A 19,288-nucleotide genomic window follows, 5' to 3' on the forward strand; every position below is an offset into this window, starting at 1 on the left:
CGGCAATGTCGTTCATTTCCTTGCGCTTCAGGCGCGGAGCTGCTCTGGCTGCCGTGGCATTATCGCTGGCGGCTGGTGGTGCTGCAGGTGCCGAGACTGTCGATCATTTCGGCGACACGTCGCGCATTGTTTCCGTCGGCGGCTCGCTGACGGAAATCGTCTACGCTCTCGGTGCGGAAAAGATGCTCGCCGCGCGTGACCAGACGAGTATCTATCCCGATGCCGTAAAGAAGCTGCCGGATATCGGCTATATGCGCCAGCTTGCGCCCGAAGGCGTGCTCTCGGTCAATCCGACCGGCATTCTGCTCCTTGAGGGCAGCGGTCCGCAGGACACGCTGGATGTTTTGAAAAAAGCATCTGTGCCGATGATCGTCGTGCCGGAAACTTATACCGGCGAAGGCGTCGTCAAGAAAATCGAGATCGTGGGCAAAGCTCTCGGTCTGGAAGATAAGGCCAAGACGCTTGCTGCCGAAGTTTCGCGCGATATTGACGCCGCTGAGAAGGCCGCGTCCGGCCACAGTTCACGCAAGCGTGTGCTTTTCGTGCTGTCGGCTCCTGGCGGGCGCATGATGGCATCTGGCACAGGCACGGCGGCCAACGGCATGATCGAGCTTGCCGGTGGCGAAAACGTCATCACCGAGTATCACGGATATAAGCAGCTGACCGACGAAGCTGTCGAGAAAGCCGCGCCCGACATGATCCTGATGATGGATACGGGTTCGGACGGGATGACGCCGGAATCGCTGTTGAAAAATCCCGTTATTGCCGCGACACCGGCGGGCCGCGACAAGAATGTCGTGTCGATGGAAGCAACCTATCTGTTGGGATTTGGGCCGCGGACCGGCGCTGCCATTCGTGACCTGTCAGCAAAACTCTACGGCGCTTCCTCAGCGCAATAACATGATCAGGCTTGCACGTTTGAAGAACATGCAAGCCTGATTGTAAGGGATATTCGAAATGACCAGCCAAGGTCGCGTAGCGCGCGAACAGCGCTTTGCAGCGCGTCATTCAGATAATGAAGCCACTACCTCCGAACGTGATGTCACGGGGGACCGGGCGGCTCGTGCACGGCTCACCATCCTATTGCTCGCCGTTGCTTTATGCATTGCGGCACTGTTCAGCCTGACAGCAGGTGCTTCGGATGCGTCCGTGCTTTCTGTGCTGCGCGCTCTGACCTCCTCCGGCGCAGCCGAAGGTGCGGATGCATTTCGTCGCGATCATCTGATCATCATGGAAATCCGCCTGCCGCGTATCGTCATGGGCATGTTGATCGGGGCTGGGCTCGCCGTTTCCGGGGCCGTGATGCAGGGCCTGTTTCGCAATCCGCTGGCCGATCCGGCGCTTGTCGGTGTGTCTGCCGGTGCCGGCCTTGGCGCAGTATCGATGATCGTTCTGGGTGGCACTTTTCTTGCACCCGTTATTGCGATCCTCGGTGTCTACGCGTTGCCTCTGGCCGCATTTCTGGGCGGTCTTGCCAGTACTTTGCTGCTCTATCGTGTCGCGACGCGTCGCGGACGCACATCTGTTGCAACCATGCTGCTTGCAGGTATTGCACTTGGTGCCCTGGCGGGCGCTGCGACCGGCGCGCTTATCTATCTGGCCGATGACCGGCAGTTGCGGGATCTGACATTCTGGGGCCTCGGTTCGCTTGCTGGTTCTACCTGGGCAAAGATTGGCGCTGCGGGGCCGGTCATCGCCATCATTCTGGTGGTTTCACCTTTGCTCGCCCGTGGTCTCAATGCACTGGCTTTGGGTGAGGCTGCTGCTGGTCATCTTGGCATTCAGGTGCAGCGCATCAAAAACATTGCTATCGTGACGGTGGCTGCTGCTACCGGCGCAACGGTGGCCGTTGCAGGCGGGATCGGCTTTATCGGCATTGTTGTGCCGCATATGCTGCGCCTCAGCATCGGGCCGGACCATCGTTATCTCCTGCCAGCGTCAGCTCTGTTGGGCGCTACGCTTCTGCTTCTGGCGGATGCGGTAAGTCGCACGATTGTGGCTCCGGCAGAATTGCCGATCGGCATCATCACCGCGCTTTTCGGCGCACCGTTCTTCCTCTGGATATTGCTGCGCCAGCGCGGCCTGCTTGATCTCTGAGGCTATCATGATTGAAACAAAGGCATTGGGCGTAAGCCTGTCGGGCAAGACCATCATCAGTGACATCGCCTTTTCGGCTAAGCCGGGTGAGGTGACCGCCATCGTTGGGCCGAATGGTTCCGGGAAGACCACGCTGTTGCGCGCACTTTCCGGCGATATCGCTTACAAAGGAAACGCCTATCTGGATGGCCAGTCCTTCGCTGAAATCAAGCCGTGGCAGATGGCGGCGCGCCGGGCAGTGCTTCCGCAGGCAAGCGCCTTGTCGTTTCCCTTCACGGTTCGCGAAATCGTAAAGATCGGGCTTACCGGCGGCTATAGCGGCGTTTCTCGTGATGAAGAAAAACGTCTGCCCGATCTCGCCCTGCAAAAGGTTGATCTCGCTGGCTTCGGCGGGCGGCTTTATCAGGAGCTATCCGGTGGAGAACAACAGCGGGTACAGCTTGCCCGCGTTATTTGCCAGGTCTGGAAACCGGTCGTGGATGGGAAGGCGCGCTATCTCTTTCTGGACGAGCCGATTTCAAGTCTCGATATCCGTCACCAGATCGTGGTGATGGAGATTGCGAAGGATTTTGCCGCAGCAGGCGGCGGGGTGATTGCCATCCTGCATGATCTCAACCTGACTGCCATGTTTGCCGACCGTATCGCGGTCATGAACAGGGGCAAGCTCGACGCGATGGGCACGCCGCGCGAAGCATTGACCGACGAGCGGCTCGAACGTGTTTATGAATGCTCGTTGCGCGTGGGCGTTCCGCCGGAAAAGGGTGTTCCTTTCGTATTGCCGCAATCTGCGTATCGCGCAGCCGCAGAATAAAAAAGTCCGGCATAAAGCCGGACCTTTTCGTTTCTGGTCTTGCGGTGAACTATCAGCTCGCTACGCGCTCTTCTTCCATTTCATCGAGACCAAGCAAGTGCCGCACATTCGGGCGCGCCTTGACGAGGTCTGCAATGCTGTACTTCATCAGCACGCCGAAAAAGGCATTGAGCGCTTCGCGGAGCGCTGAATTTAGCGCGCAGCTATCAACGAGCGGGCATTCGGTGGCATCATTTTCGAAGCACTCTGCCATGGCGAAGTTTTCTTCGGTCACACGCACGACGTCGAACAGCGAAATGTCTTTTGCGGCACGTCCGAGGCGCACGCCGCCATTGCGGCCGCGTACAGTTTCTACGAGTTTATGCTCAACCAGTGGCTGAAGAATCTTGAACAAAAACAGTTCAGAGACACCGTAGGCACGCGCAATTTCCGGAATGCGGCTGAGCTTGCCGTCATTGGCAGCGCAGTACATGAGCATACGAACGGCATAATTCGTCTGGCGGGTAAGACGCATCACTGTTCCTTTCAACACGTCTCGGAGCGATTCCATGCCTCGATAGTGAGGACGATGATGCTCCAATCCTTGAGTTCGCAATTCCTAACCGAAAGCGGCGTATTCCCTGTTTCGGTTTGTTTCGGAGTTGCTCCAAAATTCTGGTCTTGTCGCATTTTCGATCCAGAAAGGTTCAAGGCTCAATCGGATCATGCGCTAAAGCGGATATCTGTTTCTTAACCCACTTTAGAATCATTCTTAAAATATATGAAGTCTTTTCTCACCTTTAAAGGGGAAAAGTTGTTACCGGCATCAATTAACTGCGAGTTCCTCCCAGATCCGCTGCGACAGCCCATTTCGGCTTACTGGCAGACGTCTATCCATTCGGCGCGGACCAATTCAGCCATTTTGTGCGGAGCAATGCGTACGGCGCTGTTGGTCGCCCCGGCGGCAGGCACGACTTCCTCGAAACTCTTCAATGATACATCGCAGTAAACGGGCAGGGCGCTTGGCAGACCGAATGGACATACACCGCCGACCGGATGGCTGGTTTCAGCAAGAACGGTTTCGGCATCCAGCATGCGCGGCTTGGTTCCAAACTGATCCTTGAACTTGCGATTATCGATACGCGCATCGCCACGCGTAACGATGAGTATCGTCTGGTCCTTGGCCGAAAAAGAAAGTGTCTTGGCAATCTGCCCTGGTTCAACACCATGGGCTTCGGCGGCAAGAACGACTGTGGCGGTGCTCGTCGGCAGTTCGATCACTTCGATTTCAGGCGCTTTTGCTGCAAAAAATGCCTTTACGGAATCCAGACTCATAGCTTCCCATCTTTTTATTTTGATTATTATACTCATGTTTAAGCTGCAATATGGCGAAGGACAAGCCCGGTCGCTTCCTTGCGGCGTTTTGACAATAAATTTCTATCAGATCGAGGTCTCGAACTGCAACAATGCAGAAAAACGGTGGGCAAGGCAGATGAGGTGGAAGGGGCTCATAACACGGCAGCCTTTGGCCGCGTGTTATGAGCAGGTATTGAGACTGGCTTCAGAGATCGACCGGACGGCCTGAGGCTTCTTCCTCCAGGGTTACCGCCACATCGGCATTGGCAGAAAGTCTCACCTTGTCGCCTTCGACGTCGGCAACAAAACCGAGTTCGATATAATGATGGTGGTCGCTGTGCAGGCCGGAATTATCGGTTTTTTTCAGCTTGATGCGGTTATCTTCAATGTGGTCGACTGTGCCAACATGCACGCCATCGGCGCCGATGACTTCCATGTCTTCCTGGATTTTGTGTTGCATGGGGATTCCTCCGTGTTGAATCATGCCGGAACGGCAATCTGCGATTGAGGCTGCTTGAGAGAATCTAGCGCGGTTTCTACCGCTGGCCATGGCGCTGGCATTGAAAGTTGCATTTTGGACGGCCGGATCAAGTTCCTGAGATCAAGTCCTGCTGCTAATTTCGTTTGCCGGGACAGAATGCTGGCAAATGAAACAGTGCACGTTGACGCGAGAAGAAAAACTGCTAAGAAGTCACTCGCTGAGCGATTGGGCGCAAATCGATAGCTTGCTTCGGTTTGCTGCTTTTCCACAATGCGGAAAAGCATAGATAAAACAATTGCCTGGAGGGGTGGCCGAGCGGTTTAAGGCACCGGTCTTGAAAACCGGCGTGCAGGAGACTGTACCGTGGGTTCGAATCCCACCCCCTCCGCCATAACTTACTAAAATTATTATGCAAATTTAGTTGACAAAAAACGAGCTTATCAGGATCGGCCTGCAACAAATTTGTTTACAGCTGCAACAATGACGCAACAATTTTCTTGTTGCAAACGCCGCTTCTGAAGACGCTATGCGAATCATGACAGTGAACGGCCTGTATGTGCCGATATGTCGAGTCTAAAAAGACTAATCTGAGACAACAATTATCAACACGCTAAATTGCAAATCGACATTTGGTGCAGCGAGGACAGCGAATAATATTTGTGGAATCGAAAATACCCCGGTAAATGAAATTTGGGCATAGTTATTGGGGAAGGTGTTATGGGGCGCAAAGTAAAAATATCTGCGTCGGCGCTAAACGTTCGGTTACATCCTCATTCAGCGGACATCTATAAACGATGGATAAAGTCAATTTATTCGAAACGGTTAATCGCCCAAGTTTATGGAGACAGGTATGGGATGATTTCCAGCATTGACCGTTCGGGGGAAGCGAATAACATTGTAACTGGAGCCATTACTACATTCATTAAATTTGATGGCGACGGGAATTGGTTTAACGCTGCTGACATGGCTGAAGCCACAGAACAGGATATCTCCGAAATCCATATTCCCCAGAATCTGTTTCCCAATGCTGCGTCGTTTTATTTCTATTTTGATGTGCAAGAACACAAGATCTATTTTCAAACCTATTCAAAGGGCAAAACAATTACACCGGGGTCGGCTCTAAGGTTTTTTAGAGGTTTTGCCGAAAGGTCGGATATCGCTGATGAGTTCGGGGTGGCAAAGATAAACATTGTCCAAGACAAATATTCTCTTAAGGAAATGTTTTCTATAAAAAGAATTAAAGAAATAAACATTACAATCGCTAAGCCAAATACAGATATATTTGATGATGATTTTGAAATTAATATCGAGAAACATTTGGAGCAAACCGGAAGCCGTGAGATTTCAGTTTCTTATAAGTCGGAGGGTAACGGGTCGATCAAACCCGATGATGACATTAAGAAGATCAGCCAGGTCGCCCTTGAGAATGGAACCGTCGAGGTGGTGGGCAGAGATGAAAGGGGGGCTGTTCGTCTGAATAGTGAAGACTTCCCGAAGGAGTTGCACGACCGTTACGATCCAGATGAACAAAGCGAGCGGTCGGCCTTTTTCGCTCTAATTCCGGCTCGCAGAAACGCGGGCGCTTGATCATGATTAAGTGGTTTAAGCCATGGGTGACCTTGTTCAAGTGGCTGAATCGATATCGTCGTGCCTACGGTGGCTTCCGAGCTATGTTCGCATCGCCTTTTTTTGGGGTCGCGATAATAATCACAGGATTAAGCTATTCGTTGTGGATTGAGCCTAAATGGATTGAAAAAGCAGAAAATCTTATTCCAAGCCTTCTTGGATTCAGTCTCGGTACATACGCAATAATCTTCAGCATAGTGGGTGGGCGAATAAAAGGCGCTTTAAGGCAAGTGCAAGCTCCACACGGCGTGAGCTATCTAGAGGCAATCAACTCTATTTTTTTTCACTTTATATTTGTTCAAGTCTGCTGTTTAGCTTGGGCTTTTTTGTACCAAGGAACTTGGTTAATCGATTTTGTTGTATTGATAGAACCGAGTCTCCCGTTCGCACGGAATGGATTTATTTACGTCAGTTTGATGGGTTCATTTATGGGCTGCTTCTTGCTGGTTTATTCTATTCTCTTGATGGTAGCAGCGGCTATGGCCGTTTATCGATTGGCAATTCTCAAAGACCCATTGGAGTATGAGAAACGATAGAATACATGACTTACTTCATCTCGGTCAGTTGCCTAAAGTGCTAGTTTACAATAGTCGTTTCCTGTTTTGAATGCTCACATCGTCCACTGCAGACGTAAAAAATACTAAGTGAGTAGCTACAAAGTACGGCTAGCAGTATTAATGATACCCTTCGCTACAGTGATCACGGATAGAGGTGCACTAAGATTGAGTGGTAGACTGCGTCAGACTTTTGTTCGCACCTTGTCATCCGGCGTTCTAGTGAAAAGTTCCTTCAATTTTCTCATGAGCTCTGCTTGAGCGGTCGCGTCATCCATTGCGTCAGCTTCGATGGTATTGTCTGCATTCAATTCTGATTGCCAAAGTGCGATGATTGCATGGTCTTCCAACCCGGGCCGAACGTGGACTGCCAAACGGTTAAATTTCTCTTCGCGAATTTGTTCAATGACCCACCAACGAAGGCCGACGTCATCAATGCGCGCCAGCAGGAATTGCATCGCATCCTCACGTGCAGCAGGGCGACGAAGATCACGCATCAGGCGTTTAATTGATGGCTGCGTGTTGTAGCGCTCGCGGTGGGGTTTCGGCGAGGTGGAGTAACCGCGCTCATAATCTGATATCGGCCAATCAGTATCGGTATCGGATTGCTGTGGCGTCGCTGGCCGCATGACAGGTGTACGGATTGATAGCAGCGCTGCAATGAATATCCAGCCAATCAGGAGGGGATGCTTCTTCTGACGTCGCGCCTGACGTGCGCGAGTCAGAGCAATTTCTGCGCAGCTCTTTTGAGGTCGTTTTGTCTTTTTCATCGCTATCTCCCGATTTTCGGCAACGGAAGAATTATGGGAGGAAAAGCCACCGGCGGCTCGTTTCAGAGCGGTTTTTGCAAGCCGTCAACATTCTAACGCACAGAAACAGGGCAAAGAATGCGAAGATTGGTGTCGCATGATGGTGAGGTCATCGAATTTTCGGACTGTTCGGCTCGAAACTCTGTTGCTCAGGATTGAGCAGCCGATCCCGCTGACGGCGCAATTGATCGCGTTCGCTGACCAGGGCCTGCATTGACTGGGTGGTATTGGAAAGTTTTGTTTCCGCAGCCATGCGGCGGCGGGTTTCATTCTGCAAATGCTTCTGGGTATGGGCTGCGCGTTCGCGCTCCCGGTCAATGAGGGGCTGCACTTCTTTCCAAAGGGCCTTGTGAAGTGCGGATATGCGCAACGCGTCCCAAAAACTGCGAAGCCTGCTGGCGAGGGAGCGGACCTTCCGCATTTCGGCGTTGGCACTGGCAACAAGCCTATCGGATTGATGCCGCGCATCCTGCACAATGGTTTTTGCATGCTGCCGGGCATGGGCCATGGTCTTCTGTGCTACCATTTCGCGCTGCTGACGATTTTGGTCGGCTGCTTGCGCGGCCTTCATCGCTGTTGCTGCCATAGCGTTCGCCTGCTGCACGCTTTTGGCTGCAGCCTTTTCTGCCTTCCATGCGGCCCGGGAAAGGCGACGTCGCGCCGGACCAAGGCGGGTCAGTCCATGCACCAGGCCGACATTCGTTGAATATGAATCCTGCCATGCACGCATTGCTTCCACATAGGCTTTATCACCCATGGCATTGGCAGCCTTCTTTTCCTGCCCGTTTTCAATTGCAGCTTCCACCACTGCTTTCTTGGCTACCTTACCGGGGTGCAACCGATCAGCGTGGCCGCAGGAATGCAGACCATATGCGTGCAGATGCACATGCGCCTCGTCCACGTGCATGATGACGGTTTCCAGCGTGCCACCGCGCGCTTCCAGATCATGCCGCAGCCATTTCACCGAATCCCGTGCCCACGCTTCCACGGCAGCCTTGACGTTAGGATCATTGCGACATTCCTCGGGTGTCGCTGGATGTGACAACACGCATGTGAACAGCGAGCAGGTGTCTTTGCGCACGGCGCGCGTCTTGCCATTCGCCAGCGATTCCCGGGCCTGCTCGATCATTGTATCGTGACGGCGCATGAGTTCATCAAAACCGCAGCCATAGACGGTCACGGGATTTTTAGGATTTTCAACGTGCAGCGAGGCTTCCGGTGAGCGCCGCGCTTCGGAAATAATTTCCGCAATAGTGAGCTTTCCGCTGCGGCCACCTGTTCGGGAATAAGTTTCGATATGAGCGAACTGGAAGCCCATTTACGTTACAGTTTCGATCCAACGCTGGCTGCAAGCTGGCGTTCGGTTTCCTGAACCAATTCCCAAACCGCCTGAAGGTCGGCGCGGATTTGCATAAGTCTGGAATCCAGTTCTCTGCCGTTTGGCCAGCCGCGCTGCTGTAATTGTTCAAAGCCACGCGCAGCCGAGCGCAGCTCATCCATGAGGTGGTTATAGCGGGCATGATTGAGGGGAAATTGGTCGGTTGGAATTTCAAGCAGATTCATGGTCCAGACTCCTGTCATAACGGTTAGACAAGAATCGTCACCCATCGGCGCGAATGAAACAAGGGGAAGATATAGTGACCGACTACATCTATTCGCTTCACGCCTTCAGCTGCTCATAGATATCGGCTCTCCGAGGGCCTCGGCAGGGGCCGTTTTTGTAACGGAATTATCCGTTACATTTCCATTGCATCGCGCCAGATATGTAATCATTCCGCATCTGTTCAACAAATGTTGAGACAGGCAGATCATATGGGATCAGGTCGTCCAGATCATCGTCCGTGAGTTCTTCGAAACGCTCGCGATAAATGCCGTATTCTTCCAGCAGGAGAAGATCATCCTTACGGCGCTGTTCCCATGCTTCTTGCTGTTCCCGGCCTTTCTCAAGCAGCTTATGGGGATCAGCGACGTCGATTGACCATTCATGGAACGTCTTCGGAGCGTGTTCCTGCAGGATTTGCGTTACACGGTCACGGACGACATCCAAATCGTGTTCCGGCCTGATAAAGCCGAGCAGCTTGAACAGCTTCTGACGTCGCTCATGAGAGGTGCGCACAAATTCTGAAATGAACTGTCTGGGAATTATCGTAAGAGTGTCAAGTTTAGACGACCGGACGCCTGCGTCGTCCAGGTCTTCACACTCCACGCCTTGTTCGGCAAGCAGCTTCATATGGAAGGCGCGACGCCCATTGATGGCTTCCAGACCATCCCTGCCGTTCCTAGTCATCGGATAGCTGCTGAAATTGCTCACCACGACGAAAGGCTCGGCCAAGAGCATGGCTCGCGACTGGGGAAGCGTTTTGCAGAGGATTTGATTTTCGATTTCTTCTTTCTCGTTGCCGCGCTCATATCGCGCAGCCATGACACGACGCTGCTGACGTTCGGCTTCTTCGGCGTCCGCCAGAATGTCGGCCTGAATCTCTTCCGCCGATCCCGGTACAGGCTTGCGCTTTGAGACCTGACAACGGACAAGCGACTTGGCCTTGCTGTCAAAACGGACCTTCTGACCGTTATCCTTGAGTTTCATGCGCCATTCACGGAAAAGGCCCAGAGGGCGGACCATCTGCTTCTTATGCAGGGTTTCTGCAATGAATGCGGTGCTCGTGCCGTCAAGCCCCGCAATCTCGTTGTACTTACAGACGTACTTGATAATTTCCTTGGTGTCCTTGACGCGTCCTGCATCGTGCAGCATCTGACCGTCGAAATGGCTTCGGGTCGTATCGAGCCATTTTGACCAGCCTTGCGGGCCGAATGCTTTTCGTGGCGCAGACACAATGTTGGCATGCAGATTGATGGAACGATCTTCGTCCACCGTGAATTCAATCGAGCATAAAATCACATCGATTTCGGCATTCGTGCTGATTGCGAAGTAGCGGCCCAGTTGCTTGTTAAAGGCCGCAAGGCGCTCGGGGAACTGATCGAGATGAAATCGAGGTCCTGACGTCACAACCATATAACGGGCATAGCGGCGAATTTTTGGATTCTCTTTCAGGAACAGGTCAAATTGCTGGAGCAACGGCTGCCGATTGCGCTGGGCGACTTCAGGAATGATGTTGACGTTGCGATATTTAGACAGGCCGAAAATGGCACCGGAAATCAGGCCGACCATGGAAATGGTGTTTTCGCCTGACAGGTACGGATTGAAGCCGGATTTCTCCAGCTTATAGGCGATGCGTTCGGATTGCTTGGCAATCTGGGCGTCGGCCAGTAACCGTTCCACGAAATCAATACCCGCGAGCCTGTTGAGCGCATTGTTGTGCAGCACCTCGTCATGGGTGCGCACAAGAACATTGTCGTTGGAGACGTCGGGCGAACAAGCAGTAACTGAATTCGCGAGACCAGACGTGGGTTTGTCAATATTTTTGGTTAGGGGAGTAGAAAAGCCCTGTTTGCTGAATACGGGGGTATTCAGCGCCGCGATCACCGCAGCATTTGAGGGAGCTTTACAAGATCATGGCCGTTAAGCATCATTGAATGGTTCCTAAAAAACTCCGTGTAGGGTTCCTGCCCTTTGACCACGGAGTTTTATTTTGGCTGTCATTTTTTGATGCTGTCAAATCGTATACTCCGCCGTTGCCAAACACTTTGCTGCTCGGCTGTTGTTTCGCATACGAAATGATAGTCAAATGCGCCGATAAAGTCACTCGGCTGAAAGGAGTGGATGGCTAAATAGCGGCTCAAACCTATGCCTGTAATTTTGATTTGGCATATCCGGTATGGGTTGAAACCGGTCTAGCAGGTCTGGACGGGCTACGCGGTGGAAGCGGACGTCATCGATTTCGCGAGTTTAGCATATTTGCGTGGGTTACCTGCAACAACGGTAAAGATGCTGAGGTAGACTCATTGCATTGATTTCCCTTATGCCTATCATCTGCCGAGTATTATGGTGGGGTTTACATGAAATTTGATCTGAGAAGGCGCGTAGCGGAGCTGCTGTCCTCTAATCCGGGGAAGCGGTATAAAGCGCGCGATATCGCAATCTGGATCACAGAGACATATCCAGAGGCTTCTGCGGCGAAAATGAAGAAGAGCGCATCTCTGGAGAATCACTCGCAGCTTTTGAACCAGATTGTCGCTGAAATCGGCGCTAACAGGCCGGGCTGGCAGCGAAATATGCCTCAATTGCGCACGACTGAAGGCGTTCGGCCCCGCCAATATTATTGGACAGAGAAGACCGAGAAGCAGGAAGTCGAGGAGGTAGAGGCCGGGGGTATTGAACAGGTTGAAGTAGACATCGACATCTTGGCAAAAAACGATACACCGAAACTAGTCGAGAAAATAACTCCGAGGCGGAGCGAACACGATCTGTACCCGATGTTAATTGATTTCATTGAGGCTGAACATAGCGTACGAGGCTATAGGATTGATGAGAAAAAGTCCTCGAATGCACATGGCTCCGGGGGCAACAAATGGCTCTTTCCAGATGTTGTCGGAATGGAAAACCTGACGACGGGGCTTCACTCAGAAGTAGTGACAGCAGTCAGGGAAAGCCGGGATCGACAACTACGGCTCTGGTCGTTTGAAGTTAAGCTCCTGATTAACAGGTCGAACGCCCGAGAGACATACTTTCAAGCGGTTTCTAATTCATCATGGGCAAATTTCGGCTACTTGGTTGCTGCTGATTTTGAAGGGTCTGAAACTCTTAAGGAATTGCGAATCCTGTACGCTATGCATGGGATTGGACTCATACGGCTGGATCAAGATAATCCCGTTGAAAGTGAAATCCTCGTTCCCGCACGCGAAAAGCTAGATATTGAATGGCCGATGTGTAGCCGTCTCGCCGTCGAGAACAGAGATTTTCGGGACTTCACTACGAAGGTCCGACAGTTTTTTCAAACGGGAGATATGTAACCGATCTATTCTCGGAAATCTTAAATCTAGCAATACAGCAGACAGAGGGGGATGGTGGCAATCCCACTGCACTCATTGGTTGTGCAGGGCATCTCGCTGATCCAGCGGGCTCGCTTTTCTTATTGTGAGGCAGAGGTAGCCTCGCTATGCCCAACGTCGATTTTTCTGAAGCACTTCAACCAACGCCCCGACCGAGCTGCGCATCTCGTCCGGGGCAGGTTTTCGTTGCACCAGAAAAACAGGACATTGGGACCCGCCGCTCGGTGACGTCGTTTCGCCCAACGATTTTGTCCTACGGCCATCTCCGGCTCGCCAAGGCGGAGCCAGAGAAATAAATCATATGTCGGGCTAGACGATGTCAACCCGCTGCCGATGTCTCCGTCCCAGCAACCGATTCCGTTGAAGGAAATAGTCGCGCTCGCTGTTCCGCTGGCGTTGGATTCAGATACCGCATCAGGACGGCAACCGTTTTGTGACCTGATTGGCGCATGAGGGTTTTCAGGTCCACGCCTCGCGATGCCATCAATGACAGGGCCTCGTGGCGTAGATCATGGATGCGTAGGTCGGGACATTTGGCGGTTACACGAATGTCATTCCGCCAGACGTTCTTTGCTGTCCATTCCGAAAACCTAAAAACAAGGCTGTCATCAGACTCCCGATCAATGTGTTTCATAAGCTCTTCATAGGAGCGGTCGGAAAGGGCGACGTAACGACGGCTGCCGTTCTTACTATCAGGGATTACGACAAAATTTTCCTGTTCCCGCAGCCATCCGCATCGAAGGGACATGGCTTCGCCCAAGCGCATGCCTGTGTCAAGCAGCAGGGGGAAGAGAACCTTCCACTGGCGACCAACAGGCCCTTCAATCGCGGCAATGGCCTCATTGATGGCTGTTTCTTCTCCTGGACGTAATCTGCGCTCGCGATGACCATTTGGTTGCGGAATACCCCGCTTACGCCTTCTCAGGCTGGCAATCGGATTTGCGACGTCAACTGACTTCTCATGAATCAACCATTCAAAGACTGCGCTGATCGTATTCAAATTGTTTCTGATGGTGGAAGCGCTACGGCCTTCGTCTTCGCGGCCGTCGCGGAAATCCGCAAAATCAGGAACTGACAATTCGCGCAGCTTCTTCTTCGCGAAATTCTGACGCGCCAGCATATTGAGCATCGCGGCTTCTTGAGACGCTCCTTTCTTTTCTGGTGTTACCTCATCACGGTAGGTTTCTATCGCATCTTTAAACTGCTTGTCAGGCCAGCCCAGCGGGCCAAACTGTTTTGGAGTCAAGCGAGGGTCTTTCCAGGTGCCAAGGCGCATAGCTGCTTCTGTTGACTCAAGCCACAGGCGAGCATCAGACTTCTTGGTGAAGGTCTGATTGATCGATCTGGCCTTGGCAGGTCCCTGAAAAGTATCAGGAAGGCGCGCTGTCGCGGTCCATCGTCCATTACGCTTTACAAGGCTTGCCATCGCTGTTTTTACCCACGTTTGCAACAATTATGCAACATTGTGGATATAAATGATAAAAAAGTCAAGATAATCAGTATTATCACACCGGTCTTGAAAACCGGCGTGCAGGAGACTGTACCGTGGGTTCGAATCCCACCCCCTCCGCCATTGTTTTTCACATATTGCTCATGATGCTTCTTCTTCGATCACATTCTGTGCGACCTGCTCAATACCGCCGTTGAAGCGTTCTGCGGCGAGAAGTCCGAGCCATACGGCGATCAGGCAAAGCACGACCGAAAAGCCGATATTGAATAGAGCTTTTCCGGGTTGGCCAGCGCGTAGAAGATCCATTGTCTGCAGGCTGAAAGACGAGAAAGTGGTGAAACCGCCGCACACGCCAACCATAAAGGCGATGCGCCAGATTTCCGGTACAGGAAAACGGCCCTGTTCCAGCGTCAATGCGCCGAAGAACGAAATTGCGAAAGAGCCGACAATATTGATGACGATGGTTCCCCAGGGAAGCTCACGGCTTATAGGTAACATCAACACGGCCAACCAGTATCGCGCGACGCTTCCGATCGCTCCGCCGAGCGCCACCATCAGGGTTGCTTGCATTGTTCTGTGTCCATTCAATAATGGATAGAGCTTCGGTCAGTTACCTTTGGAAGCTTGACATGGTATCCCGCTTCGAGAGGTCTTGCGACGCACTCTTCTCCTGTTTCAATTCAAGCAGGAGTCATCAGCCAATTGGTGGCAGTTTCGGGAGAACCCCATTCCCATCATGCACGGCAGGTGCCGCTGTGCGTTTATACAGAATAGTGACGGCAGCCGTCAATCTGAGGGGCCACGATCAGCGCCGCATCTATTATAAGCGGTCGTCAGGAGAGGGCGCCCCTTTGCTTCGTCCCAGGCGCCGTCTTGCGGCATCGCTCGCCCGATAGATGAATGATGCGGGCTCTGGCAAGGTACGTCGCATGAAGGCGACCTTACGCAGATAGTTGTCGATTTTCCAGGTTGCCCATGTACCGCCGCGGAAATAGGCAACGTCGCCAGCCCGCAAAGTGCGGGTCCCGCCATCTGCGTCGGTAACGTGTACTTCGCCTTCCAGAATATAGACGGTTTCATCCCAGCCGAAATACCAGCGGAATGTGCCCGCAGTGCAATCCCAGATCGCGGTGTAGGCGGCACGATCTTTGCTTGCCGATTGCTCGCGGGCTCGCGCCTGCGGATTACCTTCAAGTATCCAATCGGGATTGATTGGCGCGGACTTGAGTTCCATCTCCATGGCATTGTCGGAGGTCACAGCTGGTCCGGCAGGTGCGACGAAGACTCGCGGCATTGTCCGAGCTATAGCAAGGACGGCACTTGCAAACATGAATTTCCAAGCCATGGTTTTCCCCGATAGATAGGCGCATTTCAGGATAGCGGCTATTTGTCAGAAATAGGTTAAACTATTGAGGAAAATTGCTCTTTCCGGGGAGCTAATTCGTTACTTTGGGGCGGCAGAGTTTCCACATCAGTGGGGCAGCGAAAATCGCGATCGCACCAAAGCCAGCAAAGAACGGCCCATATCCGAAATGCTGCGCCAGAAAGCCAGATGCGACGCCACCCGCCATGCTGACAAGAGCATCCATGCACTGGAACAAGGTGAAGTCCACACCTGCTTGTTTTGGATCTGACCAATGCATGAATTGGGCATAAAGAGCGACAAAACCGAGTGCTACCACACCTGACGAGCTAATCACTGCAACGGCAATGAGTGCAATGCCTGCGTTCTTGTCAGCTGAATGCAGAGCAAAGAACAGGAAACAGAACGCCTGAAGCAACAGAGCCGCCGCCAGAATGCTGCGAACGCCGAAAGCGCGAACCAGCCCGCCGCCTGCCAATGCAGCAGCAAGGCCCAAAAACATGCTGCCGGCTCCGTTCAGGATACCGACGGTGGTGAGATCCAGACCTGCATCGATGAGAAATGGTCCGAGCATTGCCAGACCAGTCTTTTGCGCAATCACGTAGACTGCTGCAGCTGCGAGACCGCGTCTGATCTCCGGTCGCCGCCACGCGGCCAGCAGGGAAGGGGTGTGCGAACGGTCTTCTGCTGTGTCCCGCCCGCGTGACAAGAAAGCGAAAGGCAAACCAAGCATCACCAGAACTGCTGCCATCGTCCAGATCGCAATATGCCATCCAAACCTGTCGACAAGGATGAGAAAGGCGCCGGCACCGATGGCCGACCCCAGATAGGCACCACCCACCTGAGCCGCATTGCCCCAACCGTAGTTTTCCGGCGACAGGCTTTGAACGGCATAGCCGTCGCAGGCTATGTCGACGGTGGCTGTGGCAAAGGCCACAACCGCTAGAATACCGAGCAGCAGATAGACTTGACCCGGATCGATGAAGCCGATGACAAGCAGGCAGAGAACGGACAGGAATCCGCCGCCCAGAATGATGGTGGCGGTTCGGGTTCTACCTGCTGGCGGCAGCCGGAAACGTTCCACTGTGGGTGCCCAGAGAAATTTGAGCGCCCAAGGCAGAATGATAAGCGAAACAAGGCCGATTTGGTCGAGCGATACGCCGTTGTCGCGCATGATCGCCGGTAAGCCCGTCCACGTCATGCCGCCAATTACGCTTTGGGCAATATAAAGCCCGCTGATCGTCGCGAACACGGCGACCGGCGATGGTGCTTTGTCGATCCGTTCCATCTTGTTCATTAGAAGCGGTAACGCAGACTACCGAAAACCTGACGGCCATCCTGCTGATAGCAATAGCCCGAGGTGCAGACCGGATCGCGATTGTCGAAGATATTCTTGGCATTGACCTGCAGCAGAACGCCTTCAAGCTTCGGATTCTGATAGCCGAAATCGTAGGAAACGGCGGCGTCGACCATGATGCGTGAATCGTTCTTGAAGCTGTTCTGGTCGTCGCCGTAACTTGAGCTGACGTAGCGAACGCCGGAACCAAGACCAAGACCCGCGAGAACGCCATTTTCGATCTTGTAATTGCCCCAAAGCGACAGCACGTCATTCGGTGTGCCGGAAAGTTCGTTTCCAACGGTGCCTTCGGCTCCCTTGTCGATCTTGACCCGCAGGTGTGTATAGGAGGCGATAACACCGATGCCATTATCGAGCGTGGCATTGGCTTCAAGCTCGAACCCGCGTGAGTTCAGGTCGAGCTGGCGCTGTTTGTTGATGCCCGAAGACGCATCGAGCACGATGCCATCCTTTTGGTCGATATCGAAGAGGGCAGCGCTGATAACGGCATTGTAGCCGGGAATCTCGTATTTGACGCCGATCTCTTTCTGCCGACCTATGGTCGGATTTGCGACGCGCTTGTCGTCACTCATAACATCGTCATAGACGAAACCGATATTGGGCGAGAACGAGGTCGAATAGTTGACATAGGGAATGAAACCCCATTCGGTCTTGTAAGCGACACCAATACGGCCGGAGAATGCGCTGTCGTCCTGTTTGCTGTCGGTGTAGTCAGCGTCCGTGGTCGTAGACTTCACCCAGTCATAGCGGCCGCTGCCGAACAGGGTCAGGTTGTCCCATTCGATCTGGTCGTGTGCATAGACGCCGACCTGATTCATCTTCTGCGCGCCGTTGAACGGCACATCCATGGCGCGAATATCTTCGACGGACACATAGGAGAGGCCGCTATAAGCCTTGTAATCCGACCACGCATAATCAATGCCAGTAATTGCCTTGTGGGTTAGAGGGCCGGTTTCGAAATCGAATTGCGCCATCGTATCGACGACGAAGTTCTTCATGCGCTCCTTGTAGTGGCCCCAATAGCGGGCAAGGTCGGCGCTGCCTTCCTGCGGATAATGACCGCTATATTCGAGGTCGGCGTCCACATCGCTATAGCGGACATTCTGACGAACCGTCAGCAGATCGTTGAAGCGATGCTCGAACTCGTAGCCGATGCGACCCTGCTTTTGCACGAAGTCATTATAGTTTGGATCGCCTTCGTAAAGGTTGGAAACCTCGCCATAGGACGGATTGTAGAATGCTGCGGTACCACCGGTGACAGAGCGGGAGAATTCGCTGAGGAATGTGAAACGCGTATCTTCATCCGGCTTTATCGTGAAGGCTGGCGCGATGAAATATTTGTCGTCTGGATAGCCGGGCAGTTCCGTATCGCTTATGCGACCTAAGCCAGTAACGCGATAGAGAAGCGTTTTGTCTTCATTGGCAGGACCGGATACGTCGAAAGCCGCCTGATAGCGATTGTGATTGCCGAATAGCAGTTCGACTTCACGGAACTCTTCATCCTTCGGGCGCTTGGTGACAACGTTGACGATGCCGCCGGGACCGCTCACACCGTAAAGAGAGGAGGCAGGTCCTTTCAGGACGGTTATGCCCTCAATACCGTAAGGTTCGGTTTTCAGCCAGGCGGACGGGCCATTGATGATGCGCAAGCCATCCCTGAACATGCCGGTATAATAGGCGGGGAAACCGCGCAGATAGAACGCGTCGTAACGTGTGTCGAAACCGAAATTGTTCGGGTTGGCGCTTGCCGTATAGCTCAACGCATCATTGAGTGTGACTGGTTTCTGATCTTCTAACTGGCGCTGCGTGATGACCGAAATGGATTGGGGGATCTTGACGATGTCCGTGTCGATCTTGGTGCCTTCTCGATCCTTTTTGGCAACGTAACCGTCCTGCACGAGCGTGTCGTTACTTTGTGACTGGATCGTAACCGTATCGAGAACGAGTGGTTGTGCGCTATCCTGAGCAAGCGAAATCGCAGTCGATGCCAGAAGGGTGGAGCAGGTCAAAGCAAGATTCAGCCGACCGTGATAGGAATTGAAGCGCATACGTTTCCCTCTGATTATAGGCTTATACGCCGTGAGAGCCCCGTTCCAACGACGTAAATAGGAGTTAGAGACTCCACTATAAAATGGAGTGTAAAAGTCAACAATAATTAGTGGGCAATCTATCGCGAAATGGGGGGGCAATCCGATCGTTGCGATCAATCTGCAACAGTTTGCCCCGCATGGCCGCAACTCTGTCTGGTGAGGGCATAATTGCTAGCGAACAGAGGTTGTGGTGCATGCTCGACACTGATTCCGGTTTGTTCTGCCGGTAAACGTCAAAGAAGCGTTCTCCGGCAACTTAAACCGCAATGTAGCCATTTAGCGTCAGCCAAAAGTGTAGGATAGGCAGCCAAGTCAGCCACGAAAATTAGGACCATTTGGTCGAGAGCCGGGTTCCCGCGCAAACC

Annotated in this window: 18 protein-coding genes, 1 tRNA gene and 1 riboswitch; of the genes, 7 read left to right on the forward strand and 12 right to left on the reverse strand. The window is 52.9% G+C overall.

Translation table 11 applies throughout. From position 1 onward, the window contains the following. The first annotated feature begins 5 nt into the window (after positions 1 to 5). The 3 genes from HWX93_RS00335 to HWX93_RS00345 are packed head-to-tail and all read left to right on the forward strand — an operon-like array spanning position 6 to position 2,908. Positions 6 to 899 carry a heme/hemin ABC transporter substrate-binding protein gene (locus HWX93_RS00335; protein ID WP_176036072.1) on the forward strand — a complete coding sequence of 298 codons (894 nt, stop codon included), beginning with the start codon at positions 6 to 8 and terminating at the stop codon, positions 897 to 899. Positions 900 to 957: 58 nt separating this feature from the next. Further along, positions 958 to 2,097, forward strand: a complete 1,140-nt coding sequence (locus HWX93_RS00340; protein ID WP_176036073.1) for a FecCD family ABC transporter permease — start codon at positions 958 to 960, stop codon at positions 2,095 to 2,097. Between the two features lie 7 nt (positions 2,098 to 2,104). Continuing rightward, the gene (locus HWX93_RS00345) at positions 2,105 to 2,908 is read left to right on the forward strand and encodes a heme ABC transporter ATP-binding protein (RefSeq protein ID WP_176036074.1); all 804 of its coding nucleotides are present in this window, start codon (positions 2,105 to 2,107) and stop codon (positions 2,906 to 2,908) included. Between the two features lie 52 nt (positions 2,909 to 2,960). Here the strand turns inward: HWX93_RS00345 and rirA are convergent, their stop codons facing one another. From rirA to HWX93_RS00360, 3 genes are all read right to left on the reverse strand, one after another. Then, entirely contained in the window at positions 2,961 to 3,422 is a 462-nt protein-coding gene (gene rirA / locus HWX93_RS00350) for an iron-responsive transcriptional regulator RirA (RefSeq protein WP_176036075.1), read from the reverse strand. Between the two features lie 341 nt (positions 3,423 to 3,763). Further along, on the reverse strand, positions 3,764 to 4,222 hold the full coding sequence (locus HWX93_RS00355; protein ID WP_176036076.1) for a YbaK/EbsC family protein: 459 nt from the start codon (positions 4,220 to 4,222) through the stop codon (positions 3,764 to 3,766). Positions 4,223 to 4,448: 226 nt separating this feature from the next. Then, positions 4,449 to 4,703 carry a DUF2171 domain-containing protein gene (locus HWX93_RS00360; RefSeq protein WP_109986615.1) on the reverse strand — a complete coding sequence of 85 codons (255 nt, stop codon included), beginning with the start codon at positions 4,701 to 4,703 and terminating at the stop codon, positions 4,449 to 4,451. 322 nt (positions 4,704 to 5,025) lie between these two features. Here HWX93_RS00360 and HWX93_RS00365 point away from each other — a divergent pair. From HWX93_RS00365 to HWX93_RS00375, 3 genes are all read left to right on the forward strand, one after another. Continuing rightward, positions 5,026 to 5,115: transfer RNA gene (locus tag HWX93_RS00365), tRNA-Ser, on the forward strand. Positions 5,116 to 5,441: 326 nt separating this feature from the next. Beyond that, positions 5,442 to 6,311: a DUF4747 family protein gene (locus HWX93_RS00370; RefSeq protein ID WP_176036077.1), complete on the forward strand. Its 870-nt coding sequence runs from the start codon at positions 5,442 to 5,444 to the stop codon at positions 6,309 to 6,311. A 2-nt stretch (positions 6,312 to 6,313) separates the two neighbouring features. Further along, positions 6,314 to 6,886 (forward strand): hypothetical protein, encoded by a 573-nt coding sequence (locus HWX93_RS00375; protein ID WP_176036078.1) that lies wholly within the window; start codon positions 6,314 to 6,316, stop codon positions 6,884 to 6,886. Between the two features lie 203 nt (positions 6,887 to 7,089). On the opposite strand, the gene HWX93_RS00380 is transcribed toward HWX93_RS00375, so the two are convergent. The 4 genes from HWX93_RS00380 to HWX93_RS00395 all read right to left on the reverse strand — a co-directional run bounded on the left by HWX93_RS00380 (position 7,090) and on the right by HWX93_RS00395 (position 11,056). Continuing rightward, a complete protein-coding gene (locus tag HWX93_RS00380) occupies positions 7,090 to 7,674 on the reverse strand; it encodes a hypothetical protein (RefSeq protein WP_176036079.1) in 585 nt (194 codons plus the stop codon). A gap of 148 nt (positions 7,675 to 7,822) precedes the next feature. After that, on the reverse strand, positions 7,823 to 9,031 hold the full coding sequence (locus HWX93_RS00385; RefSeq protein WP_176036080.1) for a hypothetical protein: 1,209 nt from the start codon (positions 9,029 to 9,031) through the stop codon (positions 7,823 to 7,825). Positions 9,032 to 9,036: 5 nt separating this feature from the next. Next, complete coding sequence (locus HWX93_RS00390; RefSeq protein ID WP_151652561.1) at positions 9,037 to 9,276, reverse strand: hypothetical protein; 240 nt, start codon at positions 9,274 to 9,276, stop codon at positions 9,037 to 9,039. Positions 9,277 to 9,442: 166 nt separating this feature from the next. Continuing rightward, positions 9,443 to 11,056, reverse strand: coding sequence for a hypothetical protein (locus HWX93_RS00395; RefSeq protein WP_176036081.1), 1,614 nt, complete (start codon positions 11,054 to 11,056; stop codon positions 9,443 to 9,445). A gap of 614 nt (positions 11,057 to 11,670) precedes the next feature. Here HWX93_RS00395 and HWX93_RS00400 point away from each other — a divergent pair. Continuing rightward, positions 11,671 to 12,624 (forward strand): COG2958 family protein, encoded by a 954-nt coding sequence (locus tag HWX93_RS00400; protein ID WP_176036082.1) that lies wholly within the window; start codon positions 11,671 to 11,673, stop codon positions 12,622 to 12,624. A gap of 358 nt (positions 12,625 to 12,982) precedes the next feature. On the opposite strand, the gene HWX93_RS00405 is transcribed toward HWX93_RS00400, so the two are convergent. The 5 genes from HWX93_RS00405 to HWX93_RS00425 all read right to left on the reverse strand — a co-directional run bounded on the left by HWX93_RS00405 (position 12,983) and on the right by HWX93_RS00425 (position 18,881). Further along, on the reverse strand, positions 12,983 to 14,089 hold the full coding sequence (locus HWX93_RS00405) for a tyrosine-type recombinase/integrase (RefSeq protein WP_176036083.1): 1,107 nt from the start codon (positions 14,087 to 14,089) through the stop codon (positions 12,983 to 12,985). A 165-nt stretch (positions 14,090 to 14,254) separates the two neighbouring features. Next, positions 14,255 to 14,683: a fluoride efflux transporter CrcB gene (gene crcB, locus HWX93_RS00410; RefSeq protein ID WP_109989978.1), complete on the reverse strand. Its 429-nt coding sequence runs from the start codon at positions 14,681 to 14,683 to the stop codon at positions 14,255 to 14,257. Positions 14,684 to 14,791: 108 nt separating this feature from the next. Beyond that, positions 14,792 to 14,855: riboswitch (Fluoride riboswitch) on the reverse strand. A 78-nt stretch (positions 14,856 to 14,933) separates the two neighbouring features. After that, a complete protein-coding gene (locus HWX93_RS00415) occupies positions 14,934 to 15,458 on the reverse strand; it encodes a cupin domain-containing protein (RefSeq protein WP_176036084.1) in 525 nt (174 codons plus the stop codon). Positions 15,459 to 15,549: 91 nt separating this feature from the next. Continuing rightward, positions 15,550 to 16,773, reverse strand: coding sequence for an MFS transporter (locus HWX93_RS00420; RefSeq protein WP_176036085.1), 1,224 nt, complete (start codon positions 16,771 to 16,773; stop codon positions 15,550 to 15,552). Next, complete coding sequence (locus HWX93_RS00425) at positions 16,773 to 18,881, reverse strand: TonB-dependent siderophore receptor (RefSeq protein WP_176036086.1); 2,109 nt, start codon at positions 18,879 to 18,881, stop codon at positions 16,773 to 16,775. The genes HWX93_RS00420 and HWX93_RS00425 overlap by 1 nt, the downstream gene beginning before the upstream one ends. Positions 18,882 to 19,288: the final 407 nt, after the last annotated feature.

The sequence above is a fragment of the Brucella tritici genome (assembly GCF_902825325.1).
Taxonomy (GTDB): domain Bacteria; phylum Pseudomonadota; class Alphaproteobacteria; order Rhizobiales; family Rhizobiaceae; genus Brucella.